Annotated in this window: 14 protein-coding genes and 4 pseudogenes; 6 read left to right on the forward strand and 12 right to left on the reverse strand. The window is 53.2% G+C overall.

Going from position 1 to position 20,096, the window contains the following annotated elements; all coding sequences use genetic code 11:
• Positions 1-2: 2 nt before the first annotated feature.
• The 4 genes and pseudogenes from nuoC to ACMZI0_RS09785 form a co-directional block, all read right to left on the reverse strand.
• Positions 3-1,802, reverse strand: a complete 1,800-nt coding sequence (gene nuoC / locus ACMZI0_RS09770) for an NADH-quinone oxidoreductase subunit C/D (RefSeq protein ID WP_415672796.1) — start codon at positions 1,800-1,802, stop codon at positions 3-5.
• A gap of 112 nt (positions 1,803-1,914) precedes the next feature.
• The gene (locus ACMZI0_RS09775) at positions 1,915-2,589 is read right to left on the reverse strand and encodes an NADH-quinone oxidoreductase subunit B (protein WP_195315038.1); all 675 of its coding nucleotides are present in this window, start codon (positions 2,587-2,589) and stop codon (positions 1,915-1,917) included.
• Positions 2,590-2,607: 18 nt separating this feature from the next.
• The gene (locus ACMZI0_RS09780) at positions 2,608-3,051 is read right to left on the reverse strand and encodes an NADH-quinone oxidoreductase subunit A (RefSeq protein ID WP_415672797.1); all 444 of its coding nucleotides are present in this window, start codon (positions 3,049-3,051) and stop codon (positions 2,608-2,610) included.
• A 712-nt stretch (positions 3,052-3,763) separates the two neighbouring features.
• A pseudogene (locus ACMZI0_RS09785) lies at positions 3,764-4,670 on the reverse strand (LysR family transcriptional regulator).
• 81 nt (positions 4,671-4,751) lie between these two features.
• Here ACMZI0_RS09785 and ACMZI0_RS09790 point away from each other — a divergent pair.
• The 3 genes from ACMZI0_RS09790 (at position 4,752) to yfbR (ending at position 7,103) form a co-directional block, all read left to right on the forward strand.
• Complete coding sequence (locus tag ACMZI0_RS09790) at positions 4,752-5,057, forward strand: hypothetical protein (protein WP_415672798.1); 306 nt, start codon at positions 4,752-4,754, stop codon at positions 5,055-5,057.
• A gap of 107 nt (positions 5,058-5,164) precedes the next feature.
• Positions 5,165-6,379, forward strand: coding sequence for a pyridoxal phosphate-dependent aminotransferase (locus ACMZI0_RS09795; protein WP_415672962.1), 1,215 nt, complete (start codon positions 5,165-5,167; stop codon positions 6,377-6,379).
• Between the two features lie 124 nt (positions 6,380-6,503).
• The gene (gene yfbR, locus ACMZI0_RS09800; protein ID WP_415672799.1) at positions 6,504-7,103 is read left to right on the forward strand and encodes a 5'-deoxynucleotidase; all 600 of its coding nucleotides are present in this window, start codon (positions 6,504-6,506) and stop codon (positions 7,101-7,103) included.
• A gap of 337 nt (positions 7,104-7,440) precedes the next feature.
• On the opposite strand, the gene ACMZI0_RS09805 is transcribed toward yfbR, so the two are convergent.
• From ACMZI0_RS09805 to yfbV, 4 genes are all read right to left on the reverse strand, one after another.
• Entirely contained in the window at positions 7,441-9,273 is a 1,833-nt protein-coding gene (locus ACMZI0_RS09805; RefSeq protein ID WP_415672800.1) for an SLC13 family permease, read from the reverse strand.
• 175 nt (positions 9,274-9,448) lie between these two features.
• Positions 9,449-10,108 (reverse strand): sugar phosphatase, encoded by a 660-nt coding sequence (locus ACMZI0_RS09810; protein WP_415672801.1) that lies wholly within the window; start codon positions 10,106-10,108, stop codon positions 9,449-9,451.
• Positions 10,109-10,136: 28 nt separating this feature from the next.
• The gene (locus tag ACMZI0_RS09815; RefSeq protein WP_222157565.1) at positions 10,137-10,631 is read right to left on the reverse strand and encodes a YfbU family protein; all 495 of its coding nucleotides are present in this window, start codon (positions 10,629-10,631) and stop codon (positions 10,137-10,139) included.
• A 171-nt stretch (positions 10,632-10,802) separates the two neighbouring features.
• Positions 10,803-11,258, reverse strand: a complete 456-nt coding sequence (gene yfbV / locus ACMZI0_RS09820) for a terminus macrodomain insulation protein YfbV (RefSeq protein ID WP_415672802.1) — start codon at positions 11,256-11,258, stop codon at positions 10,803-10,805.
• A gap of 544 nt (positions 11,259-11,802) precedes the next feature.
• Between yfbV and ackA the strand changes: the two genes are divergently transcribed.
• The 3 genes and pseudogenes from ackA (at position 11,803) to ACMZI0_RS09835 (ending at position 16,228) form a co-directional block, all read left to right on the forward strand.
• On the forward strand, positions 11,803-13,005 hold the full coding sequence (ackA, locus tag ACMZI0_RS09825) for an acetate kinase (protein WP_415672803.1): 1,203 nt from the start codon (positions 11,803-11,805) through the stop codon (positions 13,003-13,005).
• Positions 13,006-13,098: 93 nt separating this feature from the next.
• Positions 13,099-15,237: a phosphate acetyltransferase gene (gene pta / locus ACMZI0_RS09830; protein ID WP_415672804.1), complete on the forward strand. Its 2,139-nt coding sequence runs from the start codon at positions 13,099-13,101 to the stop codon at positions 15,235-15,237.
• 145 nt (positions 15,238-15,382) lie between these two features.
• A pseudogene (locus ACMZI0_RS09835) lies at positions 15,383-16,228 on the forward strand (hypothetical protein).
• A gap of 51 nt (positions 16,229-16,279) precedes the next feature.
• Here ACMZI0_RS09835 and yfcD read toward each other — a convergent pair.
• The 4 genes and pseudogenes from yfcD to ACMZI0_RS09855 form a co-directional block, all read right to left on the reverse strand.
• Positions 16,280-16,873 carry an NUDIX hydrolase YfcD gene (gene yfcD / locus ACMZI0_RS09840; protein WP_415672805.1) on the reverse strand — a complete coding sequence of 198 codons (594 nt, stop codon included), beginning with the start codon at positions 16,871-16,873 and terminating at the stop codon, positions 16,280-16,282.
• 85 nt (positions 16,874-16,958) lie between these two features.
• Positions 16,959-17,509: pseudogene (yfcE, locus tag ACMZI0_RS09845) on the reverse strand (phosphodiesterase).
• Between the two features lie 309 nt (positions 17,510-17,818).
• Positions 17,819-18,592: pseudogene (gene eutC, locus ACMZI0_RS09850) on the reverse strand (ethanolamine ammonia-lyase subunit EutC).
• On the reverse strand, positions 18,589-19,980 hold the full coding sequence (locus ACMZI0_RS09855; protein ID WP_415672806.1) for an ethanolamine ammonia-lyase subunit EutB: 1,392 nt from the start codon (positions 19,978-19,980) through the stop codon (positions 18,589-18,591). The pseudogene eutC and the gene ACMZI0_RS09855 overlap by 4 nt, the downstream one beginning before the upstream one ends.
• Between the last annotated feature and the right edge of the window lie 116 nt (positions 19,981-20,096).

Genomic DNA, 20,096 nt, shown 5'->3' on the forward strand with positions numbered 1-20,096 from the left:
AATTAGCGATCCACATCTGACATAACGAAATCAATACTCCCGAGGTACACGATCAGGTCAGAGACCAGACAACCGCGAATCACGGAAGGGATCTGCTGCAAGTGCGCGTAGCTCGGGGTGCGAATACGGGTACGGTAGCTCATGGTGCCGCCGTCGCTGGTCAGGTAATAACTGTTGATGCCTTTAGTCGCCTCGATCATCTGGAACGATTCGTTTTCCGGCATCACTGGCCCCCAGGAGACCTGAAGGAAGTGGTTGATCAGCGTTTCGATGTGCTGCAACGTGCGCTCTTTCGGCGGCGGCGTCGTCAGCGGGTGATCGGCTTTGAACGGACCTTCCGGCATGTTGTTCAGACATTGCTCCAGAATACGCAGGCTCTGGCGCAGTTCTTCCACCTTCAGCATCACACGGGCATAGCAGTCACTGATGCCGTCGCCGACCGGAACTTCAAAGTCAAAGTTTTCATAGCCAGAGTACGGACGCCATTTACGCACGTCGAACGCAATACCGGTAGCGCGCAGCCCAGCCCCAGTGACGCCCCACTCCAGCGCTTCTTTGGCGTTATACGCCGCCACGCCCTGAGTACGTCCTTTCAGGATGGTGTTTTTCAGCGCGGCCGTGACGTAAGTGTCTAGACGCTTGGGCATCCAGTCCAAAAACTCACGCAGCAAGCGCTCCCAGCCGCGCGGCAGGTCATGCGCAACGCCGCCGATGCGGAACCAGGCCGGATGCATACGGAAACCAGTGATGGCTTCCACTAAATCATAAATTTTCTGGCGATCGGTAAAAGCAAAAAAGACCGGTGTCATGGCACCGACGTCTTGAATAAAGGTACTGATGTAGAGCAGGTGGCTATTTATTCTGAATAGCTCTGAGAGCATGACTCGGATGACGTTCACACGTTCCGGTACCACGATCCCTGCCAATTTCTCTACGGCCAACACATAGGGCATTTCATTGACACAGCCGCCCAGATATTCGATACGGTCGGTATAAGGGATATAGCTGTGCCAGGACTGGCGCTCTCCCATTTTCTCCGCGCCGCGATGGTGGTAGCCAACATCAGGAATACAGTCCACCACCTCTTCACCATCCAGTTGCAGGATGATACGGAACGCCCCGTGTGAGGAGGGGTGGTTCGGCCCGAGGTTAAGGAACATGAAATCTTCGTTTTCCGTGCCGCGCTTCATGCCCCAGTCTTCGGGTTTGAAGGTCAGGGATTCCATCTCCAGATCTTCTTTTTGCTTGGTCAGCACAAAGGGATCGAATTCGGTGGCGCGCGCCGGGTAGTCTTTACGCAGCGGATGCCCTTCCCACGTCTGCGGCATCATGATGCGCGTCAGATGCGGGTGCCCGTCAAACGTAATACCGAACATGTCCCACACTTCACGCTCGTACCAGTTGGCGTTGGGGAACAGTTTCACCATGGTCGACAGGCGCAGGTCATTTTCAGACAATGGCACCTTGATCATGATGTCGCGATTACGTTCAATGGAGATGAAGTGATAGAAGACGGAGTAGTCTGCGGCAGGCAAACCTTCACGGTGCGTGCGCAGGCGCTCATCCACCCCGTACAGATCGAACAGCATCACATAGGGTTTGGGCAGTTTTTTCAGGAACGTGACAACGTCCAGTAATTGCTCACGCTTTACCCATACAACAAGCATCCCGGTGCGGGTTGCCTGGACGGTAAAGGCTTCGGGTCCAAAACGGTTACACAGCTCGCCAACGACGGAATCATCCCGGTGATCGCGGGTAGCCCAGGCCGGCTGCGCGAGGTCGTGCGTCGTTAAATCTGTCATAAATATGTCACCACGGTAATTTTGCCATTCTGTTAATGGTGAGGCCGCCGTTTATTATCTTGCTACCCTGTGAGAGTAGTATTACGCAGCCAATATGCTTGTCATTAACAGATTAAATCTCGTCGGGCGAACGCAGGTTCGTCACCGCAATACGCTCTGCGCGTTTGCGTTCGCGCTCGGATTGCATGTTGGCGCGATACACGCCTTGCTCTCCCACCACCCATGACAGAGGGCGACGCTCTTGACCAATAGACTCTTTGAGCAGCAACAGCGCTTGCATGTAGGCTTCAGGACGCGGCGGGCAGCCCGGAATATAGACATCCACCGGCAGGAATTTATCGACACCCTGCACCACAGAGTAGATGTCATACATGCCACCGGAGTTGGCGCATGCCCCCATGGAAATAACCCATTTCGGCTCAAGCATCTGCTCATACAGGCGTTGAATCACCGGCGCCATTTTGGTGAAACAGGTGCCAGCCACCACCATAAAGTCAGCCTGACGCGGTGAAGCACGTAACACTTCAGAGCCAAAACGCGCCACGTCATGCACGGCGGTGAACGAGGTCACCATTTCCACATAGCAGCAGGAAAGACCGAAGTTGTAGGGCCACAGTGAATTCTTGCGCCCCCAGTTCACGGTATCGTGTAAGGCATGCTCCAGGTTGCCCATGAAGACACTGCGGTGAACATGCTGTTCCAGAGGATCGGTGACGATCTCCTGGCGTTGCAGGGGATAACGGTCATTCTCACCGTCCGGCTCTATTCGGGTGAGCGTATAGTCCATCTTAAAAGTGCCTCGCTGTTACTGCGGATGAGTGTTGGTGGTGTTAACCGGAAAGTCAGACTTGATAACCTGCCGTTTTGAACGCGCCGGCGTCCAGTCGAGCGCGCCGATACGGACCAGGTAGACCAACCCCGCCAACAACACCAAAATGAAAATGGCAGCTTCGATGAAGCCCAGCCAGCCGCTTTCCCGAATGGAAACGGCCCAGGCATAGAGATACAGGGCTTCAACGTCGAAAATAACGAAAAACATGGCAACCAGATAGAACTTGGCAGACAGGCGCATGCGCGCAGAGCCAACCGAGTCAATCCCAGATTCATAGGGAACGTTCTTTGCCATTGCTCTGGCTCTCCCGCCTAGCAGGAACCCGCCCAGCAGCATGAAGCCACACAGGCTGACGGCGATGATAACGAATAGCGCAAATGCCCAGTGATGGGCGAGGATTTCAGTCGTTGTTGACATACTTCTTGCTTACTCATCAAAAGTGACGTTGAACACCTGCTCTTCTGGCAGTTAATGCGTCACATCGATTAAAAGGAAGGATAATCACCCTGCAAACTGTACAGAAAACATCTGTGTTCAGCGCCTTTTGCAGCGGTTGCGTCCTTTATTTTGTAACCTTTTTTTCAACCTTACTAAAAATAACAGCACATTACTTAACATGCAGGCTGCTTTGTTAACATTTCACTTTTCTCACTTCAGCTAAATCGAGTCAGTCTTGCGCTGGTGGGTGCAATTGTTAACAACCTGCTAGCTAAAGGATAGGTGATAATGCGCAAGCACTATACCATTTTCGTGCGGAAAACCCGGTCCCCTTTAGCGTTAATAGGGTTATTTTTTGATCCAACACACATTTTTGTCAATTTAGTTAGTAAAAAAACCCAATTGTCATCGGCAATGTTAACAGTTAAAAGTTTGTAACATTCATTTGAAAAATAAGAAACAGCTTTTCATAAAATAAAAACCTTAGAAAGCAGGAGGAATAATGATAAGAGGAACGCGAATGAATGGAAATAATCATGAAGAGGGATAATCATAAGGGAGTAAAAAACGGGCATAGCCGTGACGGCGTCCTGCTACTACGCCATACTCGTATGAACGAGATCAACGTTCGAGGTTACATGAACATGGCATTTTTTTGAGTGCCGCATCCCCTTCGCTTCCGTTGCTATCATCACTTGGCCGATGTGCCAGAAATCAGCGCACCACGATAATAGTGGCCAGACTCAACCACATTGAAAATGGCATCGGCCAAGGTGTTGCTCTCTTGCATGCGTTTGCACAGGAAATATTGCGTATCCGGGAGTACAGGCAAACCGTCTGCTGTTCCCAATACTCTCAGTTCCGGGTTCATCATTTCAACGGTTCGAACCGTCACGCCCAGTCCCGCCTTCACGGCGGCACGCACCGCCGGGAGCGTTGAGGCAACATAAGCAATACGCCAGGGGATTCCTGCCTCATTGAGCAACGCGATCGCCAATGCGCGAAAATTGCTGGGCTCATCCAGCAACACCAGCGACACCGGTTCGTCCTGGCGAAAGCGGTAATCCGCCGCGCAGTACCACATGGTCGGCGATGTACGCAGCAAAATTTGCTCGGCGCTCTCACTCGACATGGTGGTGATGGCTAAATCAATCGCTTTTTTTTTCCAGCATAGTGCGCAGTTCTGGACTAGGCTTTACGCTAATGTCAATGGTCAGTTTGGGAAACAGTGTGGTCACGCGATGCAAAAGCGTAGGCAAAATGTTATCCGCCGTATCTTCACATGCGCCGATCGCCAGCGTACCGAGCATGTCGCTGTACATCAGCGATGTGCAAGCTTCGTCGTTAAATTGCAGGATCTTGCGGGCATAGCCCAGAAACTGCACGCCGTGTTCCGTCAGCAATTTGTTACGACCGTGGCGAGCGAACAGCTCTTTACCCACCAGTTGTTCCAGTCGTTGCATCTGTTGACTCACCGCAGATTGCGTGCGGCAAACAGCCACGGCAGCGGCAGCGAAAGTGTTCAAATCCGCTACCGCCACAAACGTTCTAAGTAGATCGAGATCAAGATTGAGTACCGATCGATTTGCATTGGCCATACGATTTTCACTTATCTATTCTATTTTAGTATTTAACAAACATTACTGGTGTTTTATTACATGTATCGCTAATGACAATACATGTTGAAACAGTATCGCAGTCGTTCGATTAGGGCAAAAAAATACTCACGTTCCGTTACCATTATCGCCTTTTCACCCAGCGGCAAACACACCTCATCAAATAGTGTCGGCATCGCTATCCCCTCGGTAAAAAAACAACCGCACCGCCTTTATACTGGAAAATATATTTTCACGCTCCGAATAAATAGCCTGATGAAAAGAAAGGCGCACGGGATGCTCTATCCATTTTTTCATAAAGGGATTGACACAATTCAGCAGGGATATAAATGCACAATAACAGTGCAGCCGCCCGCAGCATTGCACTAAAATCGACGATCATTCTTCAAAAGGGGTAAACACAGGAGTACATTAGGCAGGTTATGCTATTTCATCGAGAAATACGCTTTTCCTGAAAAAGGTTCGCTCTATCTATGATGTCTCCCATTGAGAAGTCTAAAAAGCTGGATAATGTTTGCTATGACATTCGCGGCCCGGTGCTAAAAGAAGCTAAGCGCCTGGAAGAGGAAGGAAATAAAGTACTCAAGCTGAACATTGGCAATCCAGCACCATTTGGTTTCGATGCACCGGATGAAATTCTGGTCGATGTGATTCGTAATTTACCGACCGCGCAGGGCTATTGCGATTCCAAAGGGCTTTATTCCGCGCGTAAGGCGATCGTGCAGCATTATCAGGCACGCGGTATGCGCGAAATGACGCTGGAAGATGTTTATATCGGTAACGGCGTATCCGAACTGATCGTGCAATCTATGCAAGCCTTGCTCAATACCGGCGACGAGATGCTGGTTCCCGCTCCGGATTATCCGCTGTGGACCGCTGCGGTTTCGTTATCCAGCGGGCATGCGGTGCACTATATGTGTGAAGAAGAAGCCGGATGGTTTCCCGATCTGGATGACATTCGCAGCAAGATCACCCCGCGCACGCGCGGCATTGTGATCATCAACCCCAACAACCCGACCGGGGCCGTCTACAGCAAAGAGCTACTGATGGAGATCGTAGAAATTGCGCGCCAGCACAGCCTGATTATTTTTGCTGACGAGATCTACGACAAAATCCTGTATGACGAAGCGCAGCACCATTCAATCGCCGCGCTGGCACCGGATCTGCTGACCGTCACCTTTAACGGGTTGTCAAAAACCTACCGTGTAGCGGGGTTCCGCCAAGGCTGGATGGCTCTTAACGGCCCGAAAAAGCATGCCAAAGGCTATATCGAAGGTCTGGAAATGCTGGCTTCAATGCGTCTGTGCGCCAACGTGCCCATGCAACATGCCATTCAAACCGCGCTCGGCGGCTATCAAAGCATCAGTGCGTTCATCCATCCCGGAGGTCGGCTGTATGAGCAGCGTCTGCGTGCCTGGGAACTGATCAACCAGATTCCAGGTGTCTCCTGTGTGAAACCGCAAGGGGCGCTCTACATGTTCCCACACATTGATGCCAAGCGTTTCAATATCCATGACGATCAGAAACTGGTATTGGATCTGCTACTGCAAGAACAAGTGCTGCTGGTACAGGGTACAGCGTTTAACTGGCCGCACCCGGATCACGTGCGTATCGTGACGCTGCCACGCGTGGATGAACTGGATTCCGCCATTCACAAGCTAGGTCGTTTCCTGTCGCATTATCATCAGTAACCTGCATTTGCATTACGCCTGCGCGCCGTTTTGTCACGACCCGCAGGCGGCTTTCACCCGGTTTACATCCTTCCAGAGAGCGCCCACAATAGACGATTATGGTGCTGCTGTCTGAGAGAACACGATGAATCAGAGTCACTTTTTCGCCCACTTGTCCCGTCTGAAATTGATTAGCCGCTGGCCGCTGATGCGTAATGTGCGCATAGAAAACGTGTCCGAACACAGCCTTCAAGTGGCCTTTGTCGCTCACGCACTGGCGGTGATCAAAAATCGAAAATTCAACGGCAACCTGAATGCAGAACGCATCGGGATGCTGGCGATATACCACGATGCCAGCGAGGTGTTGACGGGGGACATGCCGACTCCCATCAAATATTTCAATGCACAAATCGCCCATGAATATAAGAAGATAGAAAAGTTGGCTCAGCAGAGCCTGATTGCCATGTTACCACCCGAATTACAACAAGATTACCGCCAACTGATCGACGACAGTTGCTGTAGTGAAGAAGAACACGCCATCGTCAAACAGGCGGATGCCCTGTGCGCTTACCTGAAATGCCTTGAGGAGCTCTCAGCAGGTAACAGCGAATTCGCCCTCGCCAAAACCCGACTGGAAAAAACGCTGCAACAGCGCCAAAGCCCGGAGATGGACTACTTCATGGAGATATTTATTCCGAGTTTTAGCCTGTCGCTGGACGAGATTAGTCAGGGTTCCACCCTGTAATTCAGCAACATCATTGTTTTGATTTTTTTGTTTTTTATTCGCGTAAAAAATCACGCCGAGGTGGGCGAGACCGCCGGGTGAGCCGCATGGATGCGGCGAAAGGCAGCGCCGCGTCGGGAACGCGTCGCTGGCGGTCCGATAGCGGTCACGAACGCCGAGGGTACCGCATAGCGGCGTGGTTTCCCGCGAAAAGCCAGGGGCCATGGGGCGACGGCGATTGAGCCGCCCCATGTCGGGCGCGTGCTACGCGAGTAGCAGAAAGCCTCTTAGCCCTTCGCGCACGAAACCCTCACGGCACGCGCAAAAAAGTGGTTTTATAAAGTGCATCAACATACGATTAAAAACCATACAGCCACGGCACCATGATAACGCTGACAATCATCACCAACACGGTGAACGGCACGCCGACTTTCACGAAATCACCAAAGCGATAGCCCCCCGGGCCGAGCACCAACGTATTCACCGGTGAAGAAACCGGCGTTATGAACGCAGCTGATGCGGCAATGGCCACAATCAGGGCGAAGGGATAAGGAGAAACCCCCATCTGTTTCGCTGCGGCGATGGCGATCGGCGCCATCAGCACGGCCGTTGCGGTGTTGGAAATAAACAATCCGATCGTTGCGCACAGCACAAACAGGCACACCAGCATCACCTGTGGCCCTGCGCCGCCCGCGATATCCATCAGGCCATTCACAATCAGCGTCACGCCTCCGGTCTGCTGGAGCGCCAGCGCAAACGGCATCATCCCGACGATCGAAATCAGGCTCGGCCAGTGAATCGCGCGATAAGCACTCTCTATATCGATGCAGCGAAATTTTCCCATCAGCAAACAGGCGATCAACGCGGCAATCGCATTGGGGATTTCATCGGTCAGCATCATAGCCACCATCAGCGCCAGACAGAACAGCGCGTGCGGAGCCTGACTCACAGCGGGAGCAACGTCGTCCACTTCAGCGGACAGATTCAATACCAGCATCACATGCTTTTGCGATTGCAATTGGCGGATCATGCTCCAGTCGCCAATCACCAACAGAATATCGCCCAGTTGCAGCGGTTCATCGGCCAGCAACCAGTCCATCGCCTCGCCATTGCGGCGGATACCCACCACGGAAAGCCCGTAACGGCTGCGAAACCCTACCTCGTAAAGCGTTTTGCCGATAAGTTCAGAATCTGGAATCAGCGACACTTCCGCCATACCTACGTCGCGCGCCTGTTCAGAAAAGTATTCGCCGCGCAGCACCATCGGTTCCAGTCGCTGCGAAGTACAAAACTCACGCAGATCAACTTCAGAAGCCAACATATCGATCAGCAACACATCGTTCAAGCGCAATTCGGTATTGCCCGCCACGCTGACCATCACTCGGCGAAATTTACGCCAGCGTTCAATCCCCACCACGTTGGCACCATAGCGCTGGCGCAACCGCAAATCGTCCAGGCGGTGACCGATAAAGGGTGAACCCGGCAGTATCGCCAAACGACGCGCCCTGCCCGTCAGTTTGTAATCACGGATCAGGTCACGAAAAGTTTTACGCTTCCACCCCTCTTTCTTGGCTGCCTCCGGATCGACACCGCTCAGCCAGAAGCGCGCCACCAGCATGTAAGCAATCCCCAGCAGCACCACCACACCAATCGGCGTCACGCTGAAAAAGCCGAAACCGTGGTTACCGTCACGCACCAGTTCACTGCTTACCACCATATTGGGCGGCGTCGCTACCAGCGTCATCATCCCGCTGATAAGGCCAGCAAAACTGAGCGGCATCATAAGTCGCCCCGGCGAGGTTTTCATTTTGGCCGAAACACCCAACACCACAGGAATAAAGATTGCCACCACCCCGGTGGAGCTCATAAACGCGCCTAATGCAGCTACCGTCAGCATCAACAGGACCAGCATTTTGATCTCACTGCTGCCCGCCGCCCGGATTAACCACTCCCCCACCTGATAAGCCACGCCGGTTCTCACCAGCCCTTCGCCGATAACAAACAGCGCAGCGATAAGAATCACATTGGGATCGCTGAAGCCAACCAGTGCCTCAGAGAGTGTCAACGTGCCGCTTAACACAAATGCGATGATAACCAACAGCGCAACCACATCCATGCGCAGCTTATTATTGCTAAACAATAAGATAGCGATCAACAGCAGGGATAACACCCAGAGCAGTTCGCGGTTCAAAAGATCCTCCAGAAAAACAAGCGTAAACAAGCGTACACAAGCGGCAACACGGTCACTCACAACCGTCAGACGGTAACAGCCTAAAAAATCACTCTTAATCCGAGTCTGTTCGGCTAGTCTGCCATAAAAAAAACCCGCCGAGGCGGGGTTTTGATCATATTTAGTTACGCTTTTATCAATCGGTTAGCTTATTCACCTGCACGCCGTTAATCGATGGCGTCAAACGCAGTTGCGTCAACGAGGCCAGCACCATATCAACATCCTCTAACGCCAGCGTATCTGCCGGTGCGTTAACCGCAATCACCTGACAGCCTGCCGCCAACCCGGCTTCCAGCCCAGCGGGCGCATCCTCTACCACCACACACTCATGCGGCTCCAGCCCCAAACGTGATGCCCCCAATAAGTAAGCATCCGGCTGCGGTTTACCCCGAGCCACCTGCTCGGCAGTGATAAATACCTGCGGCTGCGGCAGTTGCCCGGCGCGGTGGCGCGCATGGGCGATAGGCACAGTACCCGAGGTCACGATCGCCCAGGGAATGCCCAGCGCATTGAGACGCTCGAGTAACTCGCTCTCACCCAGCATCGCCTGCACACCCCGCGTGTCCGATGCTTCAGTACGCTCCAGCTCATCAAACTCGCGCTGGATCTCCGCTTCGCTTTTACCCTGCAAAAAGTGTCGCAGCGAGGTGATCGCCTGTTTGCCATGGATAAAATCGAGCACCTCCTGGGGTTCAATGTCGTGGGCGATAGTCCAGTTAACCCAGGCACGCTCCACGGCCGGTAATGAATCTACCAACGTACCATCCAAATCGAATAGGAAACCTTTACACTCCACAACCACCTCTTTCTTTCATTTCACCCATTCAGGCATTGATGATTTGCGCAATCTCTACGGCGCTCAAATGATATTGGCGCGGACAAGATACCCACACTGCCAGCATACGGTTATATTTTTCCCACATTTTGGTCTGTGCGTTGAAGCCATGGGTACCGGAATCAAAATGCGGATAGCGTCCTTCCACATGCACCATAAAGCGTACAAAACCGAGGTAGCGCGCTTCGGTTGCTGCATCGAATCCCAAAAATGTCAGGCGGCGCTGATCCAAATCTTTGCGGTCCTTCAGGTTATCCCAGGAAACCTGCAAGGCATGGTGCATTTCCATGATATTGATGATGGTGCGGCACACATCTTCACTGAGTTCGCCAAACTCCCGATCCAACTCACGCATTTGCAGCCCGTAGCCGCGCTCTACGATGGTTTGCAGCCGACGATAGCGTTCTGCATTGTCCGGATCCATCATCGTCATCATTTTGTATTGATTCGAAAGGATCAATCTCTGGGCATTCGTCATTTCCATCGTGTTCTCCTGAACTCTTATAGTACCCGGCCTGACGCCGCTGACTCGTTTAACCTGATGCCAGAATCGCATACCCCAAAGTAGGAAGATAGCGCTAGCCTCCGGTTTTTTTGATTTAAAACAGAGGGGAATGACAAAATAGTGCTATTCACACACAAAGGGTGAAAACGGTCACAGATCGTCTAAAAAGGTTTTGTCCAGCTGTTTGAAGGCGCGTTTCAGCACGTCAGCCAGCATCTGGTAAGTCGGCTTACCCTCAATGGGTGCCAGCGCCTGCCCCGCTTCTTGCAGTTTATGGCGAAGATCGTGAAACCATTCTGAAAGCGTAGATGGCAACGGCGATACCGAGCGGCGACCCAGCCACCATAGCCCCTGTAACGGCAGACTACAGGCAAACAGTGCGGTAGCGACCGCGGGCCCCAATTGGCCTCCGAGCGCAATCTGCCAGGTTAAGGTGAACACCGCCAGCGGCGGCATAAAACGAATACCGAACTGCGTGGCGCGCACAACGCGGTTTTCCGGGAAAACGGGCGCCAGACGTTTATCCAGCGGCCAGGTTTTCATATAATGCTGCCCGTAATGGAGTACACACCATCCCCCGCGTTTATCAGTAGGTTGAGATTTCATGGCGACTCCTTTGTTACCGTTTCAGTTATTACCATTTTCAATTGCACCATCAAAATTACAGATAAAAAATAAAATTATTGAAAATATATAAATTATATTTGATAAACTTAAAATATATTTTGTGTTTGCCTGGCGCTATCGGTATCCTACCTCGGCTTAGGCCGCCATCTATACTAAAGTGGTTATGCTAACTGAACCAAAGTGGTCATACTACATGCCAGGATAACGATCCATTCACCATCCTTCATACTGAATGACGTTTTCTACTGTATCAACTACAGCATAGGCAAAAACAGAGGGCCATTGGTGCGGGCGCGACATTTATCGCCTTATTTTTCGCCACATGCTTTTCAGGGCCGATATGTCATCTTCGCACGCCGTGCATCCAGTATGCTATGCGGATAGGCCATATCGGCGCTTTTTCATGGTCATGTCAGGGAAATCACACCGTGCCATGACGTTAGTCATAAATGTCAGCGGCTGTTTAGGCTACGCTACGCGCTGTTTGACATTTATTCACCATGTATAACAAGTAGGTACTTCCATGTCGAGTAAGTTAGTACTGGTTCTTAACTTCGGTAGTTCATCCCTGAAGTTCGCTATCATCGATGCTGTCAACGGGGAAGAATACCTGTCAGGTCTGGCCGAGTGTTTCCATCTTCCTGAAGCCCGCCTTAAGTGGAAAATGGATGGCAGCAAGCAGGAAGCGGCGCTGGGCGCAGGTGCTGCACACAGCGAAGCACTGAACTTTATCGTAAACACCATTCTGGCTCAGAAACCTGAACTCTCCGCCCAACTGGTTGCTATCGGCCACCGTATCGTACACGGCGGCGAGAAGTTTACCCAGTCTGCCGTGATCAACGACGACGTGTTGCAAGGCATCAAAGATTCCGTGCCGTTTGCACCGTTGCACAACCCGGCTCACCTGATCGGCATCGACGAAGCGCTGAAAGCGTTCCCGGCGCTGGCGAACAAAAACGTTGCTGTGTTCGACACCGCATTCCACCAGACCATGCCGGAAGAATCTTACCTGTATGCTCTGCCGTACAAACTGTACAAAGAACATCACATCCGCCGTTACGGCGCGCATGGCACCAGCCACTTCTTCGTGACCCAACAGGCCGCAGAAGCACTGAACAAGCCGGTGGATGAAGTTAACCTGATCACTTGCCACCTGGGCAATGGCGGTTCTGTTACTGCTGTGCGCAACGGTAAATGTGTTGATACGTCTATGGGTCTGACCCCTCTGGAAGGCCTGGTAATGGGCACCCGCAGCGGTGACATCGATCCGGCTATCGTTTTCCACCTGCACGATTCTCTGGGTATGAGCGTTGAAGCGATCAACAAGCTGCTGACCAAAGAATCGGGTCTGCTGGGCCTGACTGAAGTCACCAGCGACTGCCGCTACGTGGAAGACAACTACCAGACCAAAGAAGACGCCAAACGTGCCATGGACGTGTACTGCCACCGTCTGGCCAAATACATTGGTGCTTACAGTGCACTGATGGAAGGTCGTCTTGATGCGGTTATCTTCACCGGCGGTATCGGGGAAAATGCGGCCATGGTACGTGAGCTTACCCTGAACAAACTGGGTCTTTTGGGCTTTGAAGTTGACCATGAGCGTAACCTGGCTGCCCGCTTTGGTAAAGGCGGCAACATAAGCAAAGAGGGCTTCCGCCCTGCGCTGGTCATCCCGACCAACGAAGAGTTGGTTATCGCGAAAGACGCCCTGCATCTTACCGCGTAAGACAAGTTACTCCACACCGTCAGCCAAGGCTGATGGTGTCGTTTTTGACTAAGCTGTTTTTGACTCAACAAGCAACCGTAAAGAGGTTTAGCCGTGTCCCGTATAATCATGTTGATCCCCACTGGCACCAGCGTTGGTCTGACAAGCGTCAACCTCGGTGTCATTCGTTCCATGGAACAAAAAGGCGTGCGTCTGAGCGTGTTCAAGCCGATCGCCCAGCCACGCTCTGGCGATAACACGCCGGATCAGACCACCACCATCATTCGCGCCAACTCCGCTATCAATGCGGCTGAACCGTTGAAAATGAGCCACGTAGAAGCGTTGCTCAGTTCCAACCAGCAAGATGTGCTGATGGAAGAGATCATCGCCAACTACCACGAAAACACCAAAGATGCAGAAGTGGTGCTGGTAGAAGGTCTGGTGCCGACACGCAAACATCAGTTTGCCAACGCGCTGAACTATGAAATCGCCAAAACCCTGAACGCTGAAATCGTGTTCGTTATCGCTCTGGGCAACGACTCTCCGGATCAGTTGAAAGAGCGCATCGAGCTGGTGCGCAGCAGCTTCGGCGGCAGCAAGAACAAAAACATCACCGGCGTTATCATCAACAAGCTGAACGCCCCGGTGGATGAGCAAGGCCGTACTCGTCCTGATTTGTCAGAAATCTTCGACGATTCCAGTAAAGCTGACGTACCGAACGTCGATCCGAAACAGCTGTTTGCCAACAGCCCGCTTCCGGTGATGGGCTGCGTGCCGTGGAGTTTCGATCTGATCGCCACGCGCGCTATCGACATGGCAAAACACCTGAATGCCCGCATCATCAACGAAGGTGAAATTCACACCCGTCGTGTGAAAACCGTGACCTTCTGTGCGCGCAGCATTCCGCACATGCTGGAACATTTCCGTCCGGGTTCCCTGCTGGTAACCTCTGCGGACCGTCCTGACGTGCTGGTTTCCGCTTGCCTGGCGGCCATGAACGGCGTTGAAATCGGTGCCGTACTGCTGACCGGCGGTTATGAAATCGATTCCAGCATCGCTAAACTGTGCGAACGCGCCTTCCAGACGGGCCTGCCGGTATTTATGGTGAACACCAACACCTGGCAGACCTCTCTCAGCCTGCAAAGCTTCAGCCTGGAAGTTCCGGCTGACGACAGCGAACGCGTTGAGAAAGTACAAGACTACGTAGCTCGTCACATCGACAGCCAGTGGATCGAATCCCTAAGCGCCGCGTCCGAACGTTCACGTCGTCTGTCTCCACCAGCATTCCGTTATCAACTGACCGAACTGGCACGCCAGGCGGGCAAACGCGTCGTACTGCCGGAAGGCGACGAACCGCGTACTGTGAAAGCGGCCTCTATCTGTGCCGAACGTGGCATTGCACACTGCGTTCTGCTGGGTAACCCGGACGAGATCCAACGCGTTGCCGCTGCGCAAGGCGTTGAACTAGGCAAAGGCATCGAAATTGTCGATCCGGAAGCAGTTCGCGAACGTTATGTCCCGCGTCTGGTTGAGCTGCGTAAGAGCAAAGGCATGACCGAAGTGGTTGCGCGCGAGCAACTGGAAGACAACGTGGTACTGGGTACCCTGATGTTGGAACAGGGCGAAGTTGACGGTCTGGTTTCTGGTGCCGTTCACACGACTGCCAACACCATCCGTCCGCCGTTGCAGTTGATCAAAACAGCACCGGGCAGCTCGCTGGTTTCTTCCGTGTTCTTCATGCTGCTGCCAGAACAGGTATTCGTTTATGGCGACTGCGCCATCAACCCGGATCCGACCGCAGAGCAACTGGCAGAAATCGCCATTCAGTCCGCCGACTCCGCAGCGACATTCGGTATCGATCCGCGCGTTGCCATGATCTCCTACTCCACCGGTAACTCCGGCGCGGGCAGTGATGTGGAAAAAGTCCGCGAAGCGACCCGTCTGGCACAGGAAAAACGTCCGGATCTGATTATCGATGGCCCGTTGCAATACGACGCCGCTGTGATGGCCGACGTTGCGAAATCCAAAGCGCCGAATTCACCGGTTGCTGGCCAGGCTACCGTGTTCATCTTCCCGGATCTGAACACCGGTAACACCACGTACAAAGCGGTACAGCGTTCTGCCGACCTGATCTCCATCGGGCCAATGCTGCAAGGTATGCGCAAGCCAGTGAACGATCTGTCCCGTGGCGCACTGGTGGATGATATCGTCTATACCGTTGCCCTGACCGCCATTCAGGCTACCCAGCAGTAATTTAGGGGTTCTGAATTATCAAAAGGCCGCTTTCGCGGCCTTTTGCTTTTCTGCCATAGTAAGCCGTTAAAAATAGTTACTTGTTAAAAATAGCTACTGGTTAAAACACAGCAACCCATTAAAACAACGAGCAAGGACACACAGCATGAATCTGGTTCACTATCTCGGCAAGCAGACGCTGGGAGTTTTAGCCTGCTATCAGCAGGGAAAGGTAGTGATGCACATTTGCGGCGTCTATCCACGCACCAACAATGCGCTGCGGGTTTTCTTCCCCAAAGGACACGCGCTGGCCGTCGGAGATTTCGCTACGCTGCATCTCGATAACCGCACCGGGGTGGATCAGTTTGATGCCAGTATTTCCGTTTATCGTGCCTCTTACAAAGGACGCGTGATGGAGATAGATGAAGACTGGGTGCTGCTGGAACCGCGTGAGTGTCAGGTGATGTATGGGCTAAGCTGCGTGCTGGATATCCGCGCACCAGGCTATCACTATCCTCAGGATACACGGGAAGATCCTCAGGATACACGGGAAGAACACGCGGTACCGTTGACCCCACTGAATACGCTGCCAGAGACGGAACACCACGATTTCACCAACAAGGTAGGCGTGCTGGTCACCATGGCGGAAGAACAGCCCCATACTACGGCGCTGGCGTTTCTCTCTTCAGTGGAAAATGACGTGTTCCTCATCACCTTCCCGGAGACGTTCAAATCCCGGCAGCTCAAGCGTAACCCGCACTGCTTCTTTGCCATGGATGAGTGCTCACACTACACCTTTGAACGCGCCATTGAATAGAACTACACGCTGATTGAGGGCGATGCCTATCTGATCCCGCCACACAATCCGCTGTTCGAGCAGGTGCGCGAGGCATTTATTCACAAAAACCCGTGGGAGATGGCGTTCTTCCTGCGTGAAGACCTGGAGATGTACCATATCAAGAGCCGCCAACTGGTGTACCCCGGCTCACGTCAGGCCGTCGCTACCGCATAATCGCCTGCGCTGCGGGCCACCACTGGAAGCCCGCAGCAAAACAGCGACCGACTATTCTTCAGCGTCATCCGACGCAGCAACGGCGTCATCGGTTTTCGCAGGCTCGCGCGCAATGGGTTTGCCATAGCTCTGCTCATTGTAACGGCTCATCCACAGCGACAGGGCTTTCAGTGAATCTGGCGTGAACTCATCACAGCGCGCGTTAACCTCTTGCGGCGTCATCCAGCAGACTTCAGCCACTTCTTCTTCCTGCAAGGCAAACGGACCGCGAGTAACGCAACTGAACAATGCACCCCACACACGGCAGTTGTCCCCGTCAAAATAGAACAGACCGTGATCGGCAAAAGGCACCCCTGCAATCCCCAGCTCTTCCTCCGCCTCACGACGGGCAGATTCCAGCATTTGCTCGCCCGTTTGCACTACGCCTCCCGCCGTTGCATCCAGCCAGCCGGGGTAGAAATCTTTGGTATCGGTACGGCGTTGAACCAGAATTTTCCCCATGCCGTCATGAACAACGATATAGGTGGCGCGATGACGTAAACGTTGAGCGCGCATTTGCTGGCGGCTGGCCTGGGCGATAACATCATTGTTCTCGTCAACAATATCCACCCACTCGGTACCTGCCGCTTGACTTTGCTCCACCATCCTCTGAACCCTTCAGTATTGGCGCGTTGCAACGCGCGTCTGTTTTAAATGTACTAAACGTTAGTCGTGCAAGATCGTTGATAACTTAGTGACTAATAGTCACCTGTGCAATAGGCTCGCCCCCCATTAAGGGCAAAACTTGAAGCTCCCTTGCACCAGCATCCCATAGCTAGGCACATTGCCTCCTTTCGGCAGGCTGACTGAACCGGGGTTAAAGCAGTATATCTCCCCCTGGCGCTCTGCTACCGGAAGATGGGTATGTCCGTAAACCAGCACATCGCCCGCCTGCAACGGTGGGAGATGTTGAGGATGATAGAGGTGACCGTGCGTCAGAAAAAGACGCTGCTGTGGCAATAGCACCTGCTGCCACGGTGCCGTCACCGGAAAGTCAAGCAGCATCTGATCCACTTCGCTATCACAGTTGCCGCGAACCGCAACAATATTGCGGGCAAAGGCATTCAATCGGCTCGCCACCTCGGCGGGCTGATAGGCGTCCGGCAGGGGATTTCGCGGGCCGTGATTAAGAAAATCCCCTAAAAGAATCAGCCAATCTGCACCGCTGCGAGTAAAAATATCAAGTACGAGCTCCGTCGTCGTAAGGGAGCCGTGGATATCTGAGGCAAACATCAACTTCATGATGAAACTCGAAAAAACACAGTGAGCGATGAGGCAAAGTGTAACAAAATTACCTCCCTTATCTCTTGTCCTTTTTTCATCCGAAAGGCGCGTGCCGCACGATTGCACACACCCAAACCCTGAACGTATTTTACAAATACCGTCACTAAACGAAGGGAAAGCACAGCGTGAAAAAAAACGTACTGAACACTCCTTGTTCAGTACGATCCTGAGTTGCAGAATCCGTGTCAGTGACACGCGGATGAAAGCAAATTGAACAATCTCGCCTCCTTCTGCACGATGCAGCGCGCAGCGAAAAGCGAGTCACCATCATGGTGTTGTCAAATGCCCTACGGCAGGTGGGTGAATCTTGCCGTGCATCGCCGGGTTATCGCTCTCATCTTTCAGCGCGACCCCCGACAGACGGCGTTAAAACGCTTGCTCCAGCAGCCAGGCCCATTTAAACGCGGCCTGTGGATAATCCAGCCCTTCCGGGCGAATATTGGAAATGCAGTTACGTTCCGACTCCAAACGGCGCGTGTGAGGCCTCCGGGTTAAATAAATACTCAGGCTATCCGGTGACGACAAACCGGGGCGTTCACAGATAAGAATCGCCACCGCTTTCGCCCGCAGACATTCGCCGATGTCATCGCCAAGCGCCACGCGCGACTGATGTGCCAACACTACCGGTGCCAGCGACAACCCGAGTTGTTCCAGATAAGGGCGCGCCTGTTTGATGAGCGGCGTACCGCCTTGGAAGAAAGGCCATCTGCCACCACAATCAGCAGGTCGGCAGGCGGTTGATGCAGAGCCAGTAGCGCTTCACGGCTGGCATCGGACAACCTTCGTCCCAAATCGGGACGGCATAGGTACTGCTCGCGTGATGTGGCGGCGCTGTGCACGGTGAACGTTTGCCGCTAACGCCTCGGCAATGCTCTCACTGTCAAACGCCTGATGCACCGCATCGCGCGCCTGTGCGTGTGCCAGGCCAAATTTCAACAGTTCTTCGGTAGGCAGGCTAGCGCCCGAGCGCCCCAAGGCAATGCGCGCTGCCGTGTATTCACGCAGCATTTCCCACGGGTTGGTGTGAACGATCGCCTTCATACGCGCCCCTCCAGGTAAGGTTGGTGTTGCAGCAACGGATGCTGACGGCTGGCATCACATAGCCGACCTTGAGTATCAAGGATCTTCATGCGCGCCAGCCACTCGCCAAACTCCGGCGCATGCTTCAATCCCAACAGTTCGCGCACATACAGCGCATCATGAAACGAGGTGCTCTGGTAATTGAGCATAATGTCATCGGCACCCGGTATGCCCATCAGATAGGTCAACCCGGCTGTCGCTAAAAGCGTCAACAGCGTATCCATGTCATCTTGATCGGCTTCAGCGTGGTCGGTGTAGCAGACATCGCACCCCAAGGGGACACCCAGCAGTTTGCCGCAGAAGTGATCTTCCAATCCGGCGCGGATAATTTGCTTACCGTCATACAGGTATTCTGGCCCGATAAACCCGACGACGGTGTTCACCAGCAACGGAGAGAAGCGCCGTGCCACCGCGTAGGCACGCGCCTCGCAGGTTTGTTGATCGACGCCGTGATGCGCATTGGCGGAAAGACAGCTGCCCTGCCCGGTTTCAAAATACATCACGTCGTTACCCACCGTGCCGCGCTGTAAACTCAGCGCTGCCTGATGCGCCTCCTCCAGCGTCGCAAGATTGAAGCCAAAGCTGGCATTGGTGGCTTCAGTACCGGCGATCGACTGAAACACCAGATCCACTGGCGCACCCCGCTCAATCAGTTTCAGCGTATTGGTGACATGCGTCAGCACGCAGGACTGCGTGGGGATCTCAAATCGGTGAATAACATCATCGAGCATGTAATTAAGCTGTTCCAGCAGCGGCAGGCTGTCACTGGCCGGATTAATACCTATTACCGCATCGCCGCTGCCATACAGCAAACCATCGAGCATGCTGGCGGCAATCCCTTTTACATCATCGGTGGGATGGTTCAGCTGCAAACGCACGCTGAGATGCCCCGGCAAGCCAATCGTGTTGCAAAAGCGCGTGACGACACGACATTTTTTTGCTGTCAGAATCAAATCCTGATTACGCATCAGCTTGCTCACCGCCGCCGCCATTTCTGGCGTGATACCCGGCGCAACGCGCGCCAGCAGTTCACTGCTGGTGGTGTCGCTCAATAGCCAGTTGCGAAAATCCCCGACGGTCAAATGCGAGATGGGCTCAAACGCGCCCATATCATGGCTATCAACAATGAGTCGCGTAACCTCATCCTGCTCATAGGGAATCAAAGCCTCCCGTAAAAAGGTCTTTAGCGACACTTCGGCCAGCGTCATACGCGCAGCCATGCGCTCTTCAGCGCTCAATGCCGCCACTCCGGCCAGATAATCACCGGAACGCGCCGGTGACGCTTTGGCCAGTAGCGTACGCAGAGAGTCAAAGGTGTAACGCTGGTGTCCCAGTGTCGTGTGATACATTCCCCCTCCTCGTCTGCTCTGTTTAGTTACTGTGAATGAAAACCACGCTGCAAAGCGCATACCAAAGCCGAAAAAGCTCACATGCCTTGATATTACGCAGGCTGAACGAACATCTT

It is taken from the genome of Symbiopectobacterium sp. (assembly GCF_047692315.1).
GTDB lineage: Bacteria > Pseudomonadota > Gammaproteobacteria > Enterobacterales > Enterobacteriaceae > Symbiopectobacterium.

Bases quoted from the DNA above. Each gene is read 5' to 3' on its own strand.
- ACMZI0_RS09815 (WP_222157565.1), bottom strand. From the start codon at position 10,631: ATGGAAATGACGAATGCCCAGAGATTGATCCTTTCGAATCAATACAAA.
- yfbR (WP_415672799.1), top strand. From the start codon at position 6,504: ATGAATCAGAGTCACTTTTTCGCCCACTTGTCCCGTCTGAAATTGATT.
- ackA (WP_415672803.1), top strand. From the start codon at position 11,803: ATGTCGAGTAAGTTAGTACTGGTTCTTAACTTCGGTAGTTCATCCCTG.
- ACMZI0_RS09790 (WP_415672798.1), top strand. From the start codon at position 4,752: ATGTTGAAACAGTATCGCAGTCGTTCGATTAGGGCAAAAAAATACTCA.
- nuoC (WP_415672796.1), bottom strand. From the start codon at position 1,802: ATGACAGATTTAACGACGCACGACCTCGCGCAGCCGGCCTGGGCTACC.
- ACMZI0_RS09795 (WP_415672962.1), top strand. From the start codon at position 5,165: ATGTCTCCCATTGAGAAGTCTAAAAAGCTGGATAATGTTTGCTATGAC.
- yfcD (WP_415672805.1), bottom strand. From the start codon at position 16,873: ATGGTGGAGCAAAGTCAAGCGGCAGGTACCGAGTGGGTGGATATTGTT.
- ACMZI0_RS09775 (WP_195315038.1), bottom strand. From the start codon at position 2,589: ATGGACTATACGCTCACCCGAATAGAGCCGGACGGTGAGAATGACCGT.
- ACMZI0_RS09855 (WP_415672806.1), bottom strand. From the start codon at position 19,980: ATGTATCACACGACACTGGGACACCAGCGTTACACCTTTGACTCTCTG.
- yfbV (WP_415672802.1), bottom strand. From the start codon at position 11,258: ATGAAATCTCAACCTACTGATAAACGCGGGGGATGGTGTGTACTCCAT.
- ACMZI0_RS09780 (WP_415672797.1), bottom strand. From the start codon at position 3,051: ATGTCAACAACGACTGAAATCCTCGCCCATCACTGGGCATTTGCGCTA.